Raw genomic sequence first — 16,660 nt, forward strand, 5'->3', positions numbered from 1 at the left:
AGCGAGGCCTCCGGGAGATGGAGTGAACGCCAGCGTCACGCCCAATTAACGTGTTCATAAAATTCCTGCCACATAGCTGGGGGGTATCGCCGTGCCTTGGCGTTAACGGCTTTGTAGTCCGTCATCCAAGGAAGTCGTCCGATGAATCACCCGCTGCACGGCCGTTCGTCCCACTCCCGTTCTCCGATGCATAGCCGCCTCGCACTGGCTGTAGCCAGTTCCCTGCTGCTGGCTGCTACGCCCGCCATCGCCAGCGAATCACTCGACACCTGGCAACAACAGCGACAATTGCAGGCGGCCTGGGCGCAACCTGCCACGTCGGCGCCCTCTTCCACGCCCCTTCAGTTGCCGGTTGCAACACCCGCAGCAGCAGCCAGCACCACTTCGATTCTCGGTAAGCCGGGTGACCCGGCCAGCTGGCGCACGGACGAATTCAATGCTGACTGGGGTCTGGGTGCAATGAATGCCCAATTTGCGTACGCGCGGGGGCTGACCGCCACTGGCGTCCGGCTGGGGGTGTTCGACAGCGGCACCGGCTTGGATCACCCGGAATTCGCCGGCAAGAATCATCGCAGCATCACTATTGCTGATCTGTTGAGCGATGGCAGCCGGTGTACGAACAGGACTGCATTGACGGGTCCGGATGCATGCTTCTCCAGTGCTGGCGATGAGGTGCAGGTTCAGCGGTATACGCTTGATCCCAAGATGCCCAAGTTCATTGCCGATCTGATTCTGCGCGACCCGCAGATCAGCGAGCTCCTGCGAAACGCATCCTATGAGGATCATGGCACCCATGTGGGTGGCACCATCGCTGCCAATCGGGATGGCGCAGGCATGCATGGCGTGGGATTCGGTGCAGATCTGACCGTCGCCAGATTGTTCTTTAACAGCGTCACCGAGATCTATCTCAAAGGACTCGGTCTTGATACGCGGGTTAAGTCCACAGGGCCAGAGAATTCGGCGCTTGTCGATCTATACGATCAGATGAATACCCAGGGCGTGCGTGCGATCAATCACAGCTGGGGATTGGCTGAAGAGCCCAAGTCAGCAGCTGAATTTGATAGCCGATACAGCGATCCCGAATGGCTTGAGAGACTCTCCATCTTCGCGGACGGCGCACGCGCCAGGGGCATGATTCAGGTCTGGGCAGCCGGCAACACTGATGTGGAAATTCCCACGCCTGAGGAAAGTCCGATTGCCGGCATTTATGCAACCTTGCCGCGAGCCCTTCCCGACATCGAGCGGTACTGGCTCAGCGTGGTCAACGTCCAGGAGGACTTGACGCTGAGCAACCGATCAAACAAATGTGGCCTGAGTGCCAACTGGTGCATTGCGGCGCCTGGGACAGACATCAACTCAACTACCTACGACCCCTCTGCCCCGCCAACGGCAGATATTCGCACCGATGCGAATGGCAACATCTCGCTTGACGTAACTCAGCGCGTGCCGACGCACGGCTATGGAGAGAAGAGCGGAACGTCCATGGCGGCCCCGCACATTACCGGTGCTCTCGGGCTGCTTTTTGAGCGCTTCCCCTATCTCGATAGCGCACAGGTCCGCGACGTGCTGCTGACCACCGCCCGCGATCTGGGCGATCCGGGCGTCGATGAGATCTACGGCTGGGGCATGGTCGACCTGCGCAAGGCCATCGAAGGCTACGGCTCGCTGCGCGTGGACACCAACGTGGTGATGAACCAGAAGGCCGGTGGCCTGAAGGTGTGGGAAGGCGATGCCTGGGATGACTGGACCAACGACATCGGTGGCCCCGGCAAGCTGACCAAGTCCGGCATCGGCTGGCTGCGCCTGAGCGGTGGCAACACCTTCAACGGCGCAGTGCTGCAGGACGGCACGCTGGAATTGAACGGCACCAACACACTCACGTCAGCGGTCGAGGTCCAGGGTGGCCAGTTCCTGCTCAACGGCTCGCTGGTCTCCACCGCCCTGAACACCACCGGAGGCGTGAGCACGGTCAGCAGCAGCGGCCTGCTGAAGGACAGCAACCTGACGGTCAACGGTGGCGTGGTGTCCTTCAACGGCACGCAGACCGGCGGCACCACCACGGTCGGTGCCAACGGCCTGCTGAAGGGCATCGGCACGCTGGGCAACACCCGTGTGGACGGCATCATCGCGCCCGGCAATTCGATCGGCACGCTGACCATCAACGGCAACTACGTGCAGGGCGCAACCGGCGTCTATGCCGCCGAACTTGCCCCGGGCGGCCGCAGTGACCAGTTGCACGTAACCGGCACCGCCACTCTCGGCGGCACCCTGGTCGCACTGCCGGAGCCGGGTACCTACTACCTCGGCGAGCAGTTCAATTTCATCCGCGCCGACGGCGGTGTCAGCGGCCAGTTCGCGAAAACCGACTTCAGCGCGTTCTCGCCGTTCCTGCAGTTCAGCCTGGCCTACGGCGCCAATGGCACCCGCATCGACGTGACCCGGGGTGCCTCGCTCGCCAGCGCCGCCACCACGCCGAACCAGCGTGCGGCCGCGGCGGTGGCCGATGGACTGGCGATCAACCAGGGCCTGCCCAAGCCGCTGACCCAACTGTTCCCGCAACAGGTGGGTGGCGTGCTCGATGGCCTCAGCGGCGAGCTGCATCCGGCCACGGCGCTGGCCCTGGTCGAGGGCAGCCGCTATGTGCGCGATGCCGCACTGTCACGTCGTGCCGGTGCCACCGCACCCGGCGCCGATGCGGGTGATGCCACCGGCGCCTGGGTGCAGGCACTGGGCGGCAACAGCAAGCTGGATGGCAACAGCAACACCGCGCGCACCGACGCCAACAGCAACGGCCTGCTGGTCGGCATCGACCGCGAGTTCGGTGGCTCGCAGATCGGCGTGCTGGCCGGTACAGGCCGCACCGACGTGAAGCAGCAGGAGCGTCGTGCCAAGTCGAAGATCGGCAACACGCACTTCGGCGCCTATGCCAGCCACACCTGGGGCGGCTTCGGCCTGCGTGGTGGCGTGGCATGGAGCCGCAACGAAGTGAAGAGCACGCGTGATGTTGCCTTCGCCGGCTTCAGCGACAGCCTCAGCGCGCGCTACAACGCACGTACGCGCCAGGCCTTCATCGAAGCGGGCTACCGCTTCGGCAATGCGGAAGGCGGGCTGGAGCCGTACCTGCAGGTCGCCCGCGTGGAAGTGGACCTGAAGCAGATCAACGAGCGTGGCGGCGCGGCCGCACTGCACGGCAAGGTGGACGACACCGGCACCACCATCGCCACCGCTGGCCTGCGCTTCGACAAGGGCCTGAAGGCATCGTTCCAGCAGGACAGCTGGCTGCACCTGCGCGGTGGCGTGGGCTATCGCCGCGCCTTCGGTGACCGCAGCCAGGTGGCCAACCTGGCCTTCGCCAACAGCAGCACCACCTTTGCAGTCGAGGGCGCACCGATTGCCGACAACGCCGTCGTGGCCGAGCTGGGCCTGGCGGCGTGGCTGACCCCGCGGCAGCAGCTGGAGCTGGGCTACAGCGGCCAGTTCGGCAGTGAAAGCCGCGACCATGGCGCCACCGCACGCTGGTCTGTGCGCTTCTAAAAACGTGCTCTCTTGACGGGTTGGGGCGGCCTTGCGGCCGCCCCCTTTTTTGCCCGCCACCCAGCGTTATGCGCGATGCCGCAGCGCGGCGGCACCTGCCAGGCTGGCAAGTGGCAACAGCAACCCATAGGCCACCAGCGGCCACACGGTATCGCCGGGCAGCACGAGGGTAACCAGCGTGCCGATGCCTGCCACGATCAGGCTCTGCACGGCGTAGTACAGGGCCACCGCCGTACCTGACGCATCGGCGAAATCACGCAGCGCGCCGCTTGCAGCCACCGAAACCACCATCACCAGCCCCACCGCGATGCCCCACATGGGCAGCACCACTCCGACGAACGAGGGAGGCCACGCTGCGGCCAACGCCATCAGCAGTACGCCGGCCACCATCACCCACAGGCCACGCAGGAAGGTACCGCGCACGTTCCAGCGGGCAATGCACACGTTCGCCATCCGCGCCGTGACGATCATCACCAGCGCCACCGTGGCGAAGGCCAGGCTGAACGACAGCGGCGAGTACTGCATGCGCCCGACCAGCAGCCGGGGCGCGACCGAGAAGAACACGAAGAACGTGCCCATGCCCGCACTGAAGCCCAGCGTGTAGACCCAGAACGCGCCGCTGCCGAGGATGCGTCGTAGCGCGGGTCGCGACGCGTCCCGGCACTGCGGGCGGGTTTCCTGCCAATGCCGTACCGCGCGCATGCCGGCGATCATGCCCAGTACGCCGAGCAGAACGAAGATCGCGCGCCAGCCGAAGGCGCCTGCCAGCAGCGCGCCGAGGATCGGTCCCAGCGCCGGCACGAAGGCCAGCATCGAGGCAAACAGCCCGTACAGCGACGCGCCTTCGGCTGTATCAGCATACACATCACGCACCGTGGCAAAGGTCGCCACCAATGCCGCCGACGCTCCCACCGCCTGCACGGTTCGCCAGGCCAGGAATGCTGCGCCGCTGCTGGACATGGCCAACGCAAGCGACGCAAGCGCGAACAGCAACGCCCCCAGCAACAGGACCGGCCGCCGCCCGATGCGGTCGGACAACGGACCGAACAGCAACTGGCCCAGGCCGAGCACCAGCAGGTAGATGCTCAGCGTGAGCTGCACCACCGCTGGTGATGTCTGCAATGCCTGCGGCATCACCGGTACCACGGGAAGATAGATATCCATGGCCAGCGAGGCCAGGAGGTCGAACGGCGCCATCAGCGCAATGGCCGATGGCAGGGTATGGGCCCAACGCGGGGCCTGACGATTGAACATGGGGAATCTCCGCCCAGAGTGAATCCGGCAGTGATCCATCCACCTCGCGTGCATCGCAGGGGTGATCACCGCAACAACGTCTGCATCGTTGTTGCGGCTCAGCGAACTGTCTGCGGACCGTTCCCGTTGTTCATGGTATCCATCGAATGCGAATGCAGGTGGCACCAGTGTAGCAATCGTCCACCTGCCGCGCGGCGCTCAGGTCAGGGGCAACATGTCGATGCGCCTGCACGGTGTCTCCTTCACCTGCTCGATCAGCCGTCGCACCACGGGCGAAGTCTCTGCCCGCCGGTACTGCACAGCGATGGTCGAGACGATGGTGGGGCCGGCCAGTGGCAGATAGATCATTCCGGGCAGCACCAGCGTGCGTTGCAGCACCGATGGCACGATCGCCACCGAACCGACGCCGACCGACACCTCGGCCAACACCGCCGCAAGATGTCCGGGCTGGGAACGGATACGTGGAATGAAACCGCCGCGGCGCCCGACTTCCATTGCGCCCACCGGCTGCTCCGGCATGACGAAGCCCTCCCGGGCCAATGATGCCGGCTGTACCGGCGCCCCGGCCTGCGCCAGCGGATGGGCTTCTGGCAGGGCCACGCAGAACTGGTCTTCGACCAGGGTGTGTTCGCCGAAACTGTCGGGTACATCCATCGGAGGCCGGCAGAACACCACATCCACCCGTCCTTCCTGCAGCAGCTGCGGGAGCTCGCCCATCGGCCATTCGCTCACCTGCAGTTCCACGCCCGGGTAGCGGCTGCGGAACCGGCTGAGTTGATCCTGCAATGCTCCGGCATACAGCGCCGAGCCGACGTAGCCGATCTCGATCTTGCCGATCTCACCCCGCCCCGCGCGCCGGCCCAGGGTTTCGGCCTGTTCGAACCGGCGCAGCACATCGCGGGCTTCCGCGAGGAACACCTCGCCTGCCGAGGTCAGCAGCACCTCGCGCCGGCCGCGGTCGAACAGGCGCGTGCCGAGCCGACGCTCGATGTCCTGGATCTGCACGCTCAGCGTGGGAGTGGCAATTCCCAGGCGCAGGGCCGCACGACCGAAGTGCAGCTCCTCGGCCAGGGTGACGAAGTACTCCAGGTGACGGCGTTCCATGGGCGGCATTTCGTTAGGTTCAAGCTAACGTAACCAGAAAACACCGAGAATGAAACAAACACCGATCATTGATGGAATGGCCGTCCTCCCCTTCCTGCGAGTGACCGGTGCCGCCCTCTCCTCCCCCTTCGCCGGCACGGCACACGCTGCCTGACGCGGTCCTGCTGGTGGCCTCGCTGGGCTGCACGATGACCGTGCTGGAGACCAATGCCGTCGCGGTCGCATTGCCCAGCATCGCGCGTGACCTGCACGCTGGATTCGCGGATATCGAGTGGGTGATCAGTGCCTACATCCTGTCCTTCACCTCACTGCTGCTGCCCGCCGGTGCTGTCGCCGACCGCTACGGCCGCCGCCGGGTGCTGCTGATCGGCATCAGCCTGTTCGCCCTCACCTCTCTGCTCTGTGCACTGGCGCCCGGTGCTGCCCTGCTCTACCTGGCGCGCGCTCTGCAGGGCATTGGTGCAGCCTTTCTGCTGGCACCCTCGCTGTCGATCATCGGCCACACGTACCACGAGGGGGCCGCCAAGGACACTGCATGGGCGTTCTGGGGCACAGCCATGGGCGTGATGATGGTGCTCTCACCGCTGATCGGCGGCGTGCTGTCCGCACTCTGGGGCTGGCGCGCGGTGTTCGTCGCGATCCTGCCGTTCCTGGGCCTGCTCGGCTACGGCACGCTGCGCTGGATACCCGAGTGGTCAGACAGCGTGGTCCGCCCGCTCGATCCGCCCGGCATCATCACGTTCAGCGCGGCCATCTTCGGCATCGTGTTCTTCCTGGTGGAAGGACTGGCAGAAGGATGGACATCGGCCCCGGCGCTGATTGGGCTGGGCCTGGCCATCATCATGGCTGTTGCCTTCGTCATCGTTGAACGGGCACGGTCACATCCCATGGTCGATCTCGGGCTGCTGGCCAGTCCGCGTTTCGTCGGCGCACTCATTGCCATGGTCGGCTATTCGGTCAGCGCACAGGTGATGGCATCGATGCTGCCGCAGTACCTGCAGAACGGCATCGGCCTGAGCGTACTGGCTGCCGGTGCTGGCATGCTTCCGTTCGCTGCGGCGATGCTGCTGTTTCCCAGCGTGGGCCGGCGGCTCGGTCGCCATCTGACCAGTCCGGCGGTGCTGGCGATCGGGCTGTCGGTCACCGCCGCGGGCAATGCCGTGGCCGGACTGGCCGCGTGGCAGCACCTGCCGTGGCTGGCACTCGTCGCAATGGTGGTGATCGGTGCCGGCGGCGGCATCCTCAATGGCGAGACATCCAAAGCCATCATCGGCGCGGCACCGCGCGAGCGCGCCGGCATGGCCTCCGGCATCAGCGCGACCACGCGCTTTGTCGGCATCCTGCTCGGATTCACCGTACTGTCCAGTGCCTTGAGCCTGGGCATCCGCAGCGCACTGTCCGCGGCGGTTCCCGCGCGCAACGTACTGCCCATGGCCGATGCGATCGCTACCGGCACCTTCGCCGATACGCGCACCGCCGCCTTCGCACAGGCGATCTACAGCCATGGATTTGCCAGTGCACTGTGGACGTCGGCCATCGCCGCGCTGCTGGCCAGCCTTGCGGTGTTGCTGCTGGGCCGTAGCCGGTCTGCGGCAGAAGCACCTTCCCTCCTGCAACGCCCGGAGCCGCGCGCATGCGACTGAACCTCCCGCTGATCCTGTTTCTGTTCGCCATGCCGGTAGCCACCACAGGGACGGCATCGTCCAGTTCTCCCATCGCACCACCTCGTGCAGCGCTGCTCAGCCAGATCGACCAGGGCATGGCGAACGCCGTGGCATGGGAGTACGCGTTCAACGCCATCGCCTCCTGTGATGTCGCACGGATCGACCACACCCTGCGCAACCAGCACGACAGCCATCCCGTGCAGGTCCAGCCGCTGCTGGATGCCGGCTACACCGCAACCTATCGCGCGGCCGAACCCTATCCGGTCCTGCAGGACCGGCTGGCCACGCTGCGCGATGCGGAGATCGCCTGCATGGCTGTTGCCGATGGCCGCAGCCACGCCAATGTCATCGACCGTGCTTCCGCACTGCTGGCCTACATCGCCGGGCAACCGCTGTAACCATTGTCTCGATGCCCCATCGCATGCGCACCCCCACCATGGCGCCACGCCGCGCGCGTGCCCATGACTTCCGACGCCGCTGCCGCCTGACCTGCACCGCACTGGCCGTGCTGGCGGGCCTGCTGCTGGCGCGGGCCGCTGACGTCCAGATCATCCATCACCACTTCTACCGGCACCAGGCCGAAGCACGGATGCTCCGCCACCATCCGCTGCGCGCCCATCGCGGAACGCTGTACGACCGCCACGGCATCGTCATTGCCGGATCGGCTCCTGTGGCATCGCTGTGGATCGACCCGCGCGCCTTCTTCGACGCATCAGGGTCAATCGAGCAGCTGGCCTCGGTACTGGATGCGGATGCGGCGGTGCTGACCAGACTGCTGGCGCGCAACCGGCAACGACGCTTCGTCTATCTGCCTGGCTTTCGTCGCGGCGATCCAGCCCGCCTTGAAGCACTGCAGGCCAGGGCCCCCATAGGCGTCCACCTGCAGCAGGAGTTCAAACGCTTCTATCCACAGTCGGAGCTGTTCGCGCAGACCGTCGGCGTCACCGATATCGAAGGCCGTGGGCTTGAAGGCCTTGAGCGCCTGTTCGACGCGCGCCTGAGCGGACAGGCCGGCTACCGTGACGTCATCATCGATCGCAAGGGCCGCCCGGTCGAACTGCGCGACCGTGGCTGTCCGGCGCGTCCCGGCGAGGACATCGTGCTGTCGCTGGACAGCCGCATGCAGCACATCCTGCAGGCAGGACTCGGACCGGCAGTACAGCGCTACGGCGCGGCTGCCGCCAGCATCGTGGTGCTGGAAGTCGGTACCGGCCAGATCCTGGCGATGGCCAACTGGCCCACCTACAACAGCAATGCGCCCGGTACCGGCACCGCCGAAGCACGCCGCAACCGTGCGGTGACCGATGTGTTCGAGCCCGGCAGCACGGTGAAACCCTTCACCGTGGCTGCAGCGCTCGCGACCGGCGTGATCACGTCTGCCAGCACGTTCGACACCCACCCAGGCTGGATCCGCAATGGGCGCTTCACCACCCGTGACTATCGGGATCTGGGCGTACTGGATACCAGCGACGTCCTGAAGAAAAGCTCAAACGTGGGCATATCGTTGATTTCGCACCGCCTGAGCCGCGAGCAGCTGCACGCGATGTTTGCCGCACTGGGCGCAGGGCATGTCTCGGGCAGCGGATTTCCCGGCGAGCGCAACGGTGTACTGGCCGCTCCTGCTGCATGGAGCGGCACCAGCAAGCAGACCCTGGCTTATGGGTACGGGCTGTCGATGACCACGCTGCAGCTGGCCAATGCCTACGCGACGCTGGCCAACCATGGCCTGCGCGTGCAACCGACCTTCGAGCATGGTCGCGCAACAGCGGTGAGCCGTGCCATGCCTGCAAACGTGGCCGACCAGGTGATGGACATGATTGCCACTACCACCGAGCCCGGCGGCACCGCGACGCGGGCCCGCATCAGCGGCTATGCCATCGCCGGAAAGACCGGAACCGCGCGCAAGGCGGCTGCCGGTGGATACGCGCGCCACTACATGTCCCTGTTTGCGGGGGTCATACCAGCGCGACATCCACGCTATGCCGTCGCCGTGGTAGTGGACGATCCCGATGCACGCCGCGGAGGCTACGGTGGTGGAGCAGTCGCCGCCCCCATCTTCAGCGAGCTGATGGGGCGCGTTCTGCACCTGCAGGACATCGCGCCCGATGCGCCACGCTGAGTCCTGCACGCCACCTCCAGGTTGGCCGGGGCAGCCACGCTGCCCCGACCGTGGCGGCCCCGGGGAGAAGGCCGCCGATGATCGTCAGGCCGCCTTCATGGCGTGCTTGCGCGCACGCATCACGTTATGGCACTCCTGCACTTCAGGCAGAAGCTGGGTGACTTCCTGGCGCACGGCCGGCGGCAGTTCGTTATCCTTCAGCACGTCCTTGAACGCGCCAAGCAGCCGGTCTTCGGACTCTTCCAGCTCGGCCACGTAACCATAGTTGGTGTCGCCGAATGCAGCGCGGACCTTGCCATAGAACTGCTGCATCGAACCGACCACGGTGCCGTGCTCGGCCGGCTTGCCACCGCTGGCAGCAACGGAGCCACTCAGTGCGGCGACGATGCGGCCCTTGACGCCGGCAATACGAGTGAACAGGGCCGACAGTTCGGCATCCTTCACCTTGGTCGCAGCTTCCTCGTAGAACGACTTTCCGTCGCGGGCGATCTCGATCAGGTCGTTGAGGCGGTGTTCGATGGTGGACTGGGTGCTCATGGAATCGCTCCTGTGTGCTCGATGGTCTATGGAGAATGACAGCGCGAGTGCGTTGCCTTCGGGACCACTGTGGAGGTTTGAATGTGCCGATTGGGTGAGTACGAATTGATGCATGCATCACCACCCTCAACGCGCCCTGACTCCTTCATCCCGTCGCATTTCCGCGTTCACGGTACCTGAGCAGAACGCCGACGACTCACCATGGCGCGATGACGATGATCAGCGTCACCAACAGTGCGATGGCAAGCACCAGCAACAGCACATGCCACTGCTTCCACGTGGGTCTTGGTTTGCCGGGGGTATTCATCGGATGTCTCCTGGAGTCTGTCATCAGCCCGCAGCCAGACTGAAGCAGAGCACCCTTGGTGCGCGTCGCGGTTTCGTGCATGGCCTGTGCATGAACGCTGTATCCGGCGCGCGACGATAACGCGTCCATAACGTAATCGAGTTGTAAACGGAGTGTTAGGTTCCTTCCGATTCCGCACAGCGGGATTTCAGATCGGTTTCCACGCAGCGATGCGGAAACCCATTCAACTGGATTTGGAGAGAGCCAAATGCACTACAAGTACACCCTGCTTTCCCTGGCAGTGGGCACGGCCTTGGCCGCTGCCTGGTCACCGGCCGCGCATGCGCAGGATGACAGCGATAAAACACCGAAGAACCTCGATCGCATCCAGGTTACCGGTTCGGCCATCCGCAGCGTGGATATCGAAACGCAGCAGCCGATCATCGCCATCACCCGCGCGATGATCGAGCAGCAGGGCTTCACCACCATCGCCGACCTGCTGCAGAACCTGACCTCCACCGGCGCGCCGACCATTTCGCGTGCGCGCGCGTTGGCGTCCGGCGAGAACGTTGGTGGCTACTACGTCAACATCCGCAATCTGGGTGCCACGCGCACCCTGGTTCTGGTCAACGGCAAGCGGCTCGGCGCCACCACCAGCGGCCTGCAGGATCTCAGCCAGATTCCGATGAGCGCGGTGGAACGCATCGACGTGCTGAAGGACGGCGCCTCCTCGCTGTACGGCTCGGATGCAATCGCTGGCGTGGTCAACATCATCACCCGCAAGAACTACGAAGGCCTGGAAGTGTCCATGCAGCACGGGCAGTTCAGCCAGGGCGATGGCAAGGACAGCACATTCTCGCTGGTCACCGGCGCCCGTGGGGAGCGTGGCGGGTACACGCTCGCACTGGAATACCAGAAGTCAGACCCGGTGTTTGCCCGCGACCGGGAGTTCTCCCGGTACGGCGGCGCCGGCCCCAACTACCCGGGCGCGGACTGGAGCAACATCAGCCAGAACGGTTCCTGGTGCGACCCGGCGCTCTACAAGTGCAATACCGGTGATGCCGTATTCAAGACCCTCAATCGTGGCGGCGATCCGAAGAACCCGAACGACTACCACCCGATCACGCCGGCCGAGTTCGCCAACGGCAACGACCAGATGCACCTGCAGACCGGCATCGAGCGCCGCTCGCTGTTCCTGAGCACGGACTACGCCCTGACCGACCAGATCAAGTTCACTGCCGACATCGGCTACAACGAGCGCACCACCGACCAGCAGATCGCGGGCTACCCGTACCAGTCGACCAAGTTCGGCACGCCGCTGGACGCGGCCAGCGTATTCAACCCGCTCGACCACGGCATCGCGTTCAATCGCCGCCTGTGGGAAGTGCCGCGCACGACCGAAAGCAAGCTGAAGTCGCTGCGGGTTGCACCCAGTCTGTCCGGCTACTTCGAGCTGGGCACCAAGACGTACGACTGGGAAGTCGGCGCGTTGTTCAACCGCAATGAAGTTACAAAAACAGGCCGTGGCGACATGAGCCTGATCGCTTCCCGGCAGGCATTGGGGCCCTCCTACCTCGATGCCAACGGTGTGGCCCGGTGTGGCACGGCGGCATCGCCGGTCTCGGGTTGCCTGGCCTGGAATCCTTTGCTGCCGTTCGGGGTCGCGGGGGCTGGCTCTCTCTCCGATCCCGAACTGCAGCGCTTCTTGTTCCCGACGTTCAACGATACCGGCATCACCAAGACCCGCAGTTACTTCGCCAACATCTCCGGCCCGGTGATCGAACTGCCTGCCGGTGACCTGTCCGTCGCCCTGGGGTATCAGTACCGCAAGGAAGAAGGCCGCTTCGTGCCCGATGCCTTCGCCCAGTCGCGCCAGAGCACTGCACTGGGCGCATCCACCACCGCCGGCGACTACAGCCTCAACGAGTTCTTCGCCGAAGTGAACGTGCCGATCCTGCGCGACCTGCCGTTCGCCAAGGAACTGACCGTGAACCTGGCTACGCGCTACTCCGACTACAGCAACTTCGGCAGCACCACCAACTCCAAGGCGAGCTTCGCCTGGCGTCCGATCGAAGAGCTCATGATCCGTGGCACCTTCGCCGAAGGCTTCCGCGCACCGAGCATCTCCGATCTGTATGGCGGCCTGGGCACCAGCTTCGAAACCTATGTCGACCCGTGCGGCATCGGCGCCACCAACAGCGTCAACGGCAATGCCGCCTGCAACGCCGCCGGCGTCCCGCTGGGCTACCAGCAGCTGAACCAGAGCCTGAAGCCCTGCGCCAGCTATCCGTGCGCCACGCCTGACGAGTTCACCACCGGCTCCGATCCGAAGCTGCGCCCGGAAGAGTCCAAGAGCAAGACCGTGGGCGTGGTCTGGAGCCCGCGCTGGGTGGACGGGCTGGACATCAACCTCGACTGGTACAGCTACAAGATCACCAACATGATCATCCAGGACAGCGTCGACCGCATCCTGCGTGACTGCTACGTGCTCGGCAACGCTTCGCGTTGTGGCAGCGTCAAGCGCGCTGGCGATGGCCACATCACCAGCATGTTCTACGGTCTGGCCAATCTGGGCTCGATGGAAACCGAAGGCTGGGACCTGGGTATCCACTACCGCCTGCCCGAGTTCTCGTTCGGCCGCTTCACCATCGACCTGCAGAACAGCTATGTCTCCAAGTACGACGAGGAGAACCAGAACTCGGCCGGCGATACGATCATGATGGGCCGCATCGGCCAGCCGGGCATTTCCCGCCTGCGCTCGAACCTGGGTGTGAACTGGCAGCTCGGCAACTTCAGCACGCAGTACACCGTGCGCTACTACTCCGGCATGGTTGAAAACTGCGTACCGAACCGTCCGTGCACCCTGCCCGACCGCTACGCCTACGGTGAACCGGATGCCCTGCGCAAGGTCGGCTCCAATGCCTTCCACGACATCCAGGTCAGCTACAAGCTGCCGTGGGACGGCACCGTGGCGCTGGGTTCGAACAACGTGTTCAACCACCAGGGCCCGATCATGTTCTCCAAGCCGTCCAGCTCCTTCCCCTATTACGGCGGCTTCGATATCGGCCGCACCGTGTACGTGAAGTACTCGCAGCGCTTCTGACGGGCAGGTCCGTGCTCGTGGCCGGCGGAAGGGGAGTCCGCCGGCCACGATGCACACCGCCTCCACCCAATCTCCATCGTTTTTCGACGGAATCTCCAAGGTTCCCAGCAACACTTGATGTCATGACGGCTAAGGAGCAGGACCGCATGGATCGCCACGCGCCCCGACACTGCACACCCGTCTCCAGGTTCACCACTGAATGTGACGGTGTGGCCGGGTTCCGATCTTCCGGACATGCCGCCGCAAGGGAAGTACGAGATGACGACGGCAGTTCGCACCGGCCTGACCGACCTGGTCGCTGACGCGCAGCGGTACCTGCGCAGGATTCTCCCCGGGCTCGCCTCGGCAGTGCATCCACTTGCTTCATTGCATGCCATTCCCCACGCGATGGCATCGCGCTACCACCTCGCCGGGCTGATGCTGTACGGGGAAACCCCCGCCATGCTCGCCGTGGCCCGCGAGCCGGGCGAATCCAGCACCCGTGTGATCCAGGATGTGCGCTGCCTGCGCTCTGCAGCGAATGCACTGGTGCTGTACGTCTCGCCCTATCTCACGCCGACCCAGCGCCGCTTCCTGGTCGAGAACCACATCGACTTCGTGGTCCCGCACACCCAGTTGTTCGCGCCGAGCCTGGCTATTGAGTTCCGCGACGACCCCGATCATGAGAAGAAAGCCATCTCGCTGCTGCCTTCGGCGCAGGCCGTACTGATCCACGTGCTGCTGAGCGGCCAGTCGCGCTGGTGGTCGCCGCGCGAGATCAGTGCCGTCGCCGGCTACACCTCGATGACGGCGTCGCGCCTGTCTGCCGAACTGGTCGGTCGCGGCCTGGTCGAGCGCTCCACCGGTGGCCGCGAGCGCTTCCTGAAGCTGGCCGGCAACCGCGACGAGGTCTGGGCCAGGGCACAGCCGTTCCTGCGTTCCCCCATCCTGAAGGAAGTGGATGTCTGCTGGGGCCCGACCGCCGAGGCACTCCGCGATGCGGGGCATCCGGCGCCGATGGCAGGCCTCGATGCGCTTGCTGAAACGTCACCGCCCCCAATCGGTGGCACCCGCGCACTGCACATCGATGCGTGGCGGTTGCTGGGCGCACTTCCCATGCCCGGCCCGGACTGCCTCCAGAGCGCACGGCTGCAGATCTGGGCCTATCCGCCGGCATTCACCAGTATTGGCGATGTGGTGGACCCGCTTTCGCTGTATCTCAGCCTGCAGGGCAAACGCGGCCATGATGCAGACGCGCTGCAACAGCGGGTGGAACAGGCGCTGAGCGGAGACACGTATCCCGCATGACCGAAGCCCTATGCGGGCTGCTCGCTCGGCACTGCGGCGGCGCGCCTGGCGCTGTACTCGGCGAACACCACGCCGGACACCGCCAGCAGGCCACCGCCCAGTACCCAGCCACTGAGCGATTCTCCCAGCAGCAGTACAGCCAGCGCGGCGGTCACGATCGGCACCAGGTTGAAGAAGCCAGAGACGCGCGCAGCGCCCAGGCGTGACAGTCCGGTCATCCAGGTCAGCGGCGCCAGGATCGAAGCGCACACGGCGGCGAAGCCGATGCAGCCGACCGCCGTGAGGTTGTTCACCCCGGTGCCGACCAGCAGCTGTACCGGCAACAGGATCAGCGATGCAGCGGTGGCCTGCAGGAACAGCGACTCCAGCACCGACAGCGGAATCTTCCAGCGCTGCATCAGCACGTTGTAGGCGGCGAAGGCCAATGCGCCGATCAGCATGATCGCGTCGCCGCGGTTCAGGCCCTGCGCTGCCAACCGCGCCAGGTCGCCCTGCGAGACCACCGCCACCACACCGGCAGTGGAGATCACCGCGCCAAGAATGGAAGTGCCTCGCACCGGATGGCCCATGAACACGCGCGACAGCGCCAGCGCGATCAACGGAATCAGCGCCTGGATCACCCCCATGTTGGTGGCCGAGGTGAAGTGCGCCGCATAGTAGGCCAGGCACTGGTACATCACCCCACCCAGGCAGCCCAGCACCAGGAAGCGCCCGAGATTGGCGCGCACGGTCGGCAGGTTTTCGCGCAGACGTGGCAGTGCCAACGGCAGCAGGACCACCGCCGCGACCAGCCAGCGGAAGAAGCCGATGTCGATGGGGCCGACCGAGTCCGAGGCGAGCTTGGTGACGATGGTGTTCGCGCCCCACAGCAGGCAGGCGAGGATCGGGAAAAGATAGTTCACGGAACGCGGGTGTACGTGGGGGATTGCCCAGCGTACGCTTGGCGCATATCGAGGACATCCCGAAAATGCGCCACACCGACCCCGGCTTGCGGCAACCGATGGAGCCAATCCCCACCTTCCGCCAGCTGCCCGGTCCGATCTACTTCCGGCAGGGTGCGATGGAGCCCACGGACTGGGGCACGCACAGCCATCCGTGGGGCCAGTTCAACTTCGTCGCGCAGGGTGTGATGGAGATGAAGATCGACGGCGAATGGATGGTGTCCCCGCCGCACTACGCGATCTGGATTCCACCGGGAATGGCCCACTATTCGCGCAACCGCTCGCAGCTGGCATACCGCTCGGCCTATCTGTCGCCGGCCTTGTCACGCCGCTTGCCTGATCGCTGCCGTGCACTGGAAGTCAGCCCGCTGCTGCGCGAGCTGCTGCACGAACTGGCACGGCAGGGCGTGACCGATCCGCAGACCCCGGCCCAGCGGCGCATGGCCGCCGTGGTGATCGACCAGATCGTCAATGCGGCCGTACTGCCCAGCTTCCTGCCGATCGCCAGCAGCGATGCGCTGAAGCAGGTGATGGCGTACATGGAGAAACACCTGTCGATGGCCGAATCGGTTGCCGAAATCGCGCAGCGCCACCACATGAGCGTGCGCAAGCTCGAACGCCTGGCACGCAGCGAGCTGGGCATGTCGCTCGGCGACTGGCGTGGACGGGTGAAGTTCGTGCGCGCCACCGAGGCGCTGTGCACCCGCCGGCCGATCAGCCGGATCGCCGAGGAGCTGGGCTATTCCGGCGTCAGCGCCTTCGCCGAGATGTTCAAGCGGCACGCGCAGTGCACGCCGGATCAGTACCGGAAGCTGCATCGGGCGGGGTGAG

Annotated in this window: 11 protein-coding genes; 7 read left to right on the forward strand and 4 right to left on the reverse strand. The window is 65.2% G+C overall.

Annotated elements, in window-relative coordinates; translation table 11 throughout:
* Positions 1 to 141 precede the first annotated feature (141 nt).
* Positions 142 to 3,534 carry an autotransporter domain-containing protein gene (locus tag V3B25_RS05480; protein WP_329810272.1) on the forward strand — a complete coding sequence of 1,131 codons (3,393 nt, stop codon included), beginning with the start codon at positions 142 to 144 and terminating at the stop codon, positions 3,532 to 3,534.
* A 66-nt stretch (positions 3,535 to 3,600) separates the two neighbouring features.
* Here V3B25_RS05480 and cml read toward each other — a convergent pair whose 3' ends face one another.
* Entirely contained in the window at positions 3,601 to 4,788 is a 1,188-nt protein-coding gene (cml, locus tag V3B25_RS05485; protein ID WP_049423744.1) for a CmlA/FloR family chloramphenicol efflux MFS transporter, read from the reverse strand.
* A 198-nt stretch (positions 4,789 to 4,986) separates the two neighbouring features.
* Positions 4,987 to 5,892: a LysR substrate-binding domain-containing protein gene (locus V3B25_RS05490; protein WP_049423784.1), complete on the reverse strand. Its 906-nt coding sequence runs from the start codon at positions 5,890 to 5,892 to the stop codon at positions 4,987 to 4,989.
* Positions 5,893 to 5,999: 107 nt separating this feature from the next.
* On the opposite strand from V3B25_RS05490, the gene V3B25_RS05495 reads away from it, so the two are divergent.
* Genes V3B25_RS05495 through V3B25_RS05505 form a run of 3 tightly spaced genes read left to right on the forward strand, consistent with a single transcriptional unit; the run spans position 6,000 to position 9,675 of the window.
* Entirely contained in the window at positions 6,000 to 7,535 is a 1,536-nt protein-coding gene (locus tag V3B25_RS05495; protein WP_329810273.1) for an MFS transporter, read from the forward strand.
* On the forward strand, positions 7,526 to 7,954 hold the full coding sequence (locus tag V3B25_RS05500) for a hypothetical protein (RefSeq protein ID WP_329810274.1): 429 nt from the start codon (positions 7,526 to 7,528) through the stop codon (positions 7,952 to 7,954). Before V3B25_RS05495 ends, V3B25_RS05500 begins: the two co-directional genes overlap by 10 nt.
* 23 nt (positions 7,955 to 7,977) lie before the next feature.
* Positions 7,978 to 9,675, forward strand: a complete 1,698-nt coding sequence (locus V3B25_RS05505; RefSeq protein WP_329810275.1) for a penicillin-binding protein 2 — start codon at positions 7,978 to 7,980, stop codon at positions 9,673 to 9,675.
* Between the two features lie 84 nt (positions 9,676 to 9,759).
* On the opposite strand, the gene V3B25_RS05510 is transcribed toward V3B25_RS05505, so the two are convergent.
* The gene (locus V3B25_RS05510; RefSeq protein WP_005419568.1) at positions 9,760 to 10,212 is read right to left on the reverse strand and encodes a PA2169 family four-helix-bundle protein; all 453 of its coding nucleotides are present in this window, start codon (positions 10,210 to 10,212) and stop codon (positions 9,760 to 9,762) included.
* 554 nt (positions 10,213 to 10,766) lie between these two features.
* Here V3B25_RS05510 and V3B25_RS05515 point away from each other — a divergent pair.
* The gene (locus tag V3B25_RS05515; protein ID WP_154353377.1) at positions 10,767 to 13,601 is read left to right on the forward strand and encodes a TonB-dependent receptor; all 2,835 of its coding nucleotides are present in this window, start codon (positions 10,767 to 10,769) and stop codon (positions 13,599 to 13,601) included.
* Positions 13,602 to 13,859: 258 nt separating this feature from the next.
* Positions 13,860 to 14,888, forward strand: coding sequence for a hypothetical protein (locus V3B25_RS05520; protein WP_049423782.1), 1,029 nt, complete (start codon positions 13,860 to 13,862; stop codon positions 14,886 to 14,888).
* An 8-nt stretch (positions 14,889 to 14,896) separates the two neighbouring features.
* On the opposite strand, the gene V3B25_RS05525 is transcribed toward V3B25_RS05520, so the two are convergent.
* A complete protein-coding gene (locus V3B25_RS05525; RefSeq protein ID WP_049423736.1) occupies positions 14,897 to 15,790 on the reverse strand; it encodes a DMT family transporter in 894 nt (297 codons plus the stop codon).
* A 65-nt stretch (positions 15,791 to 15,855) separates the two neighbouring features.
* Here V3B25_RS05525 and V3B25_RS05530 point away from each other — a divergent pair, with 65 nt between their 5' ends.
* Complete coding sequence (locus V3B25_RS05530; protein ID WP_049423780.1) at positions 15,856 to 16,659, forward strand: helix-turn-helix transcriptional regulator; 804 nt, start codon at positions 15,856 to 15,858, stop codon at positions 16,657 to 16,659.
* Position 16,660 lies beyond the last annotated feature (1 nt).

The organism is Stenotrophomonas sp. SMYL8 (genome assembly GCF_036320065.1).
GTDB lineage: Bacteria > Pseudomonadota > Gammaproteobacteria > Xanthomonadales > Xanthomonadaceae > Stenotrophomonas > Stenotrophomonas maltophilia_A.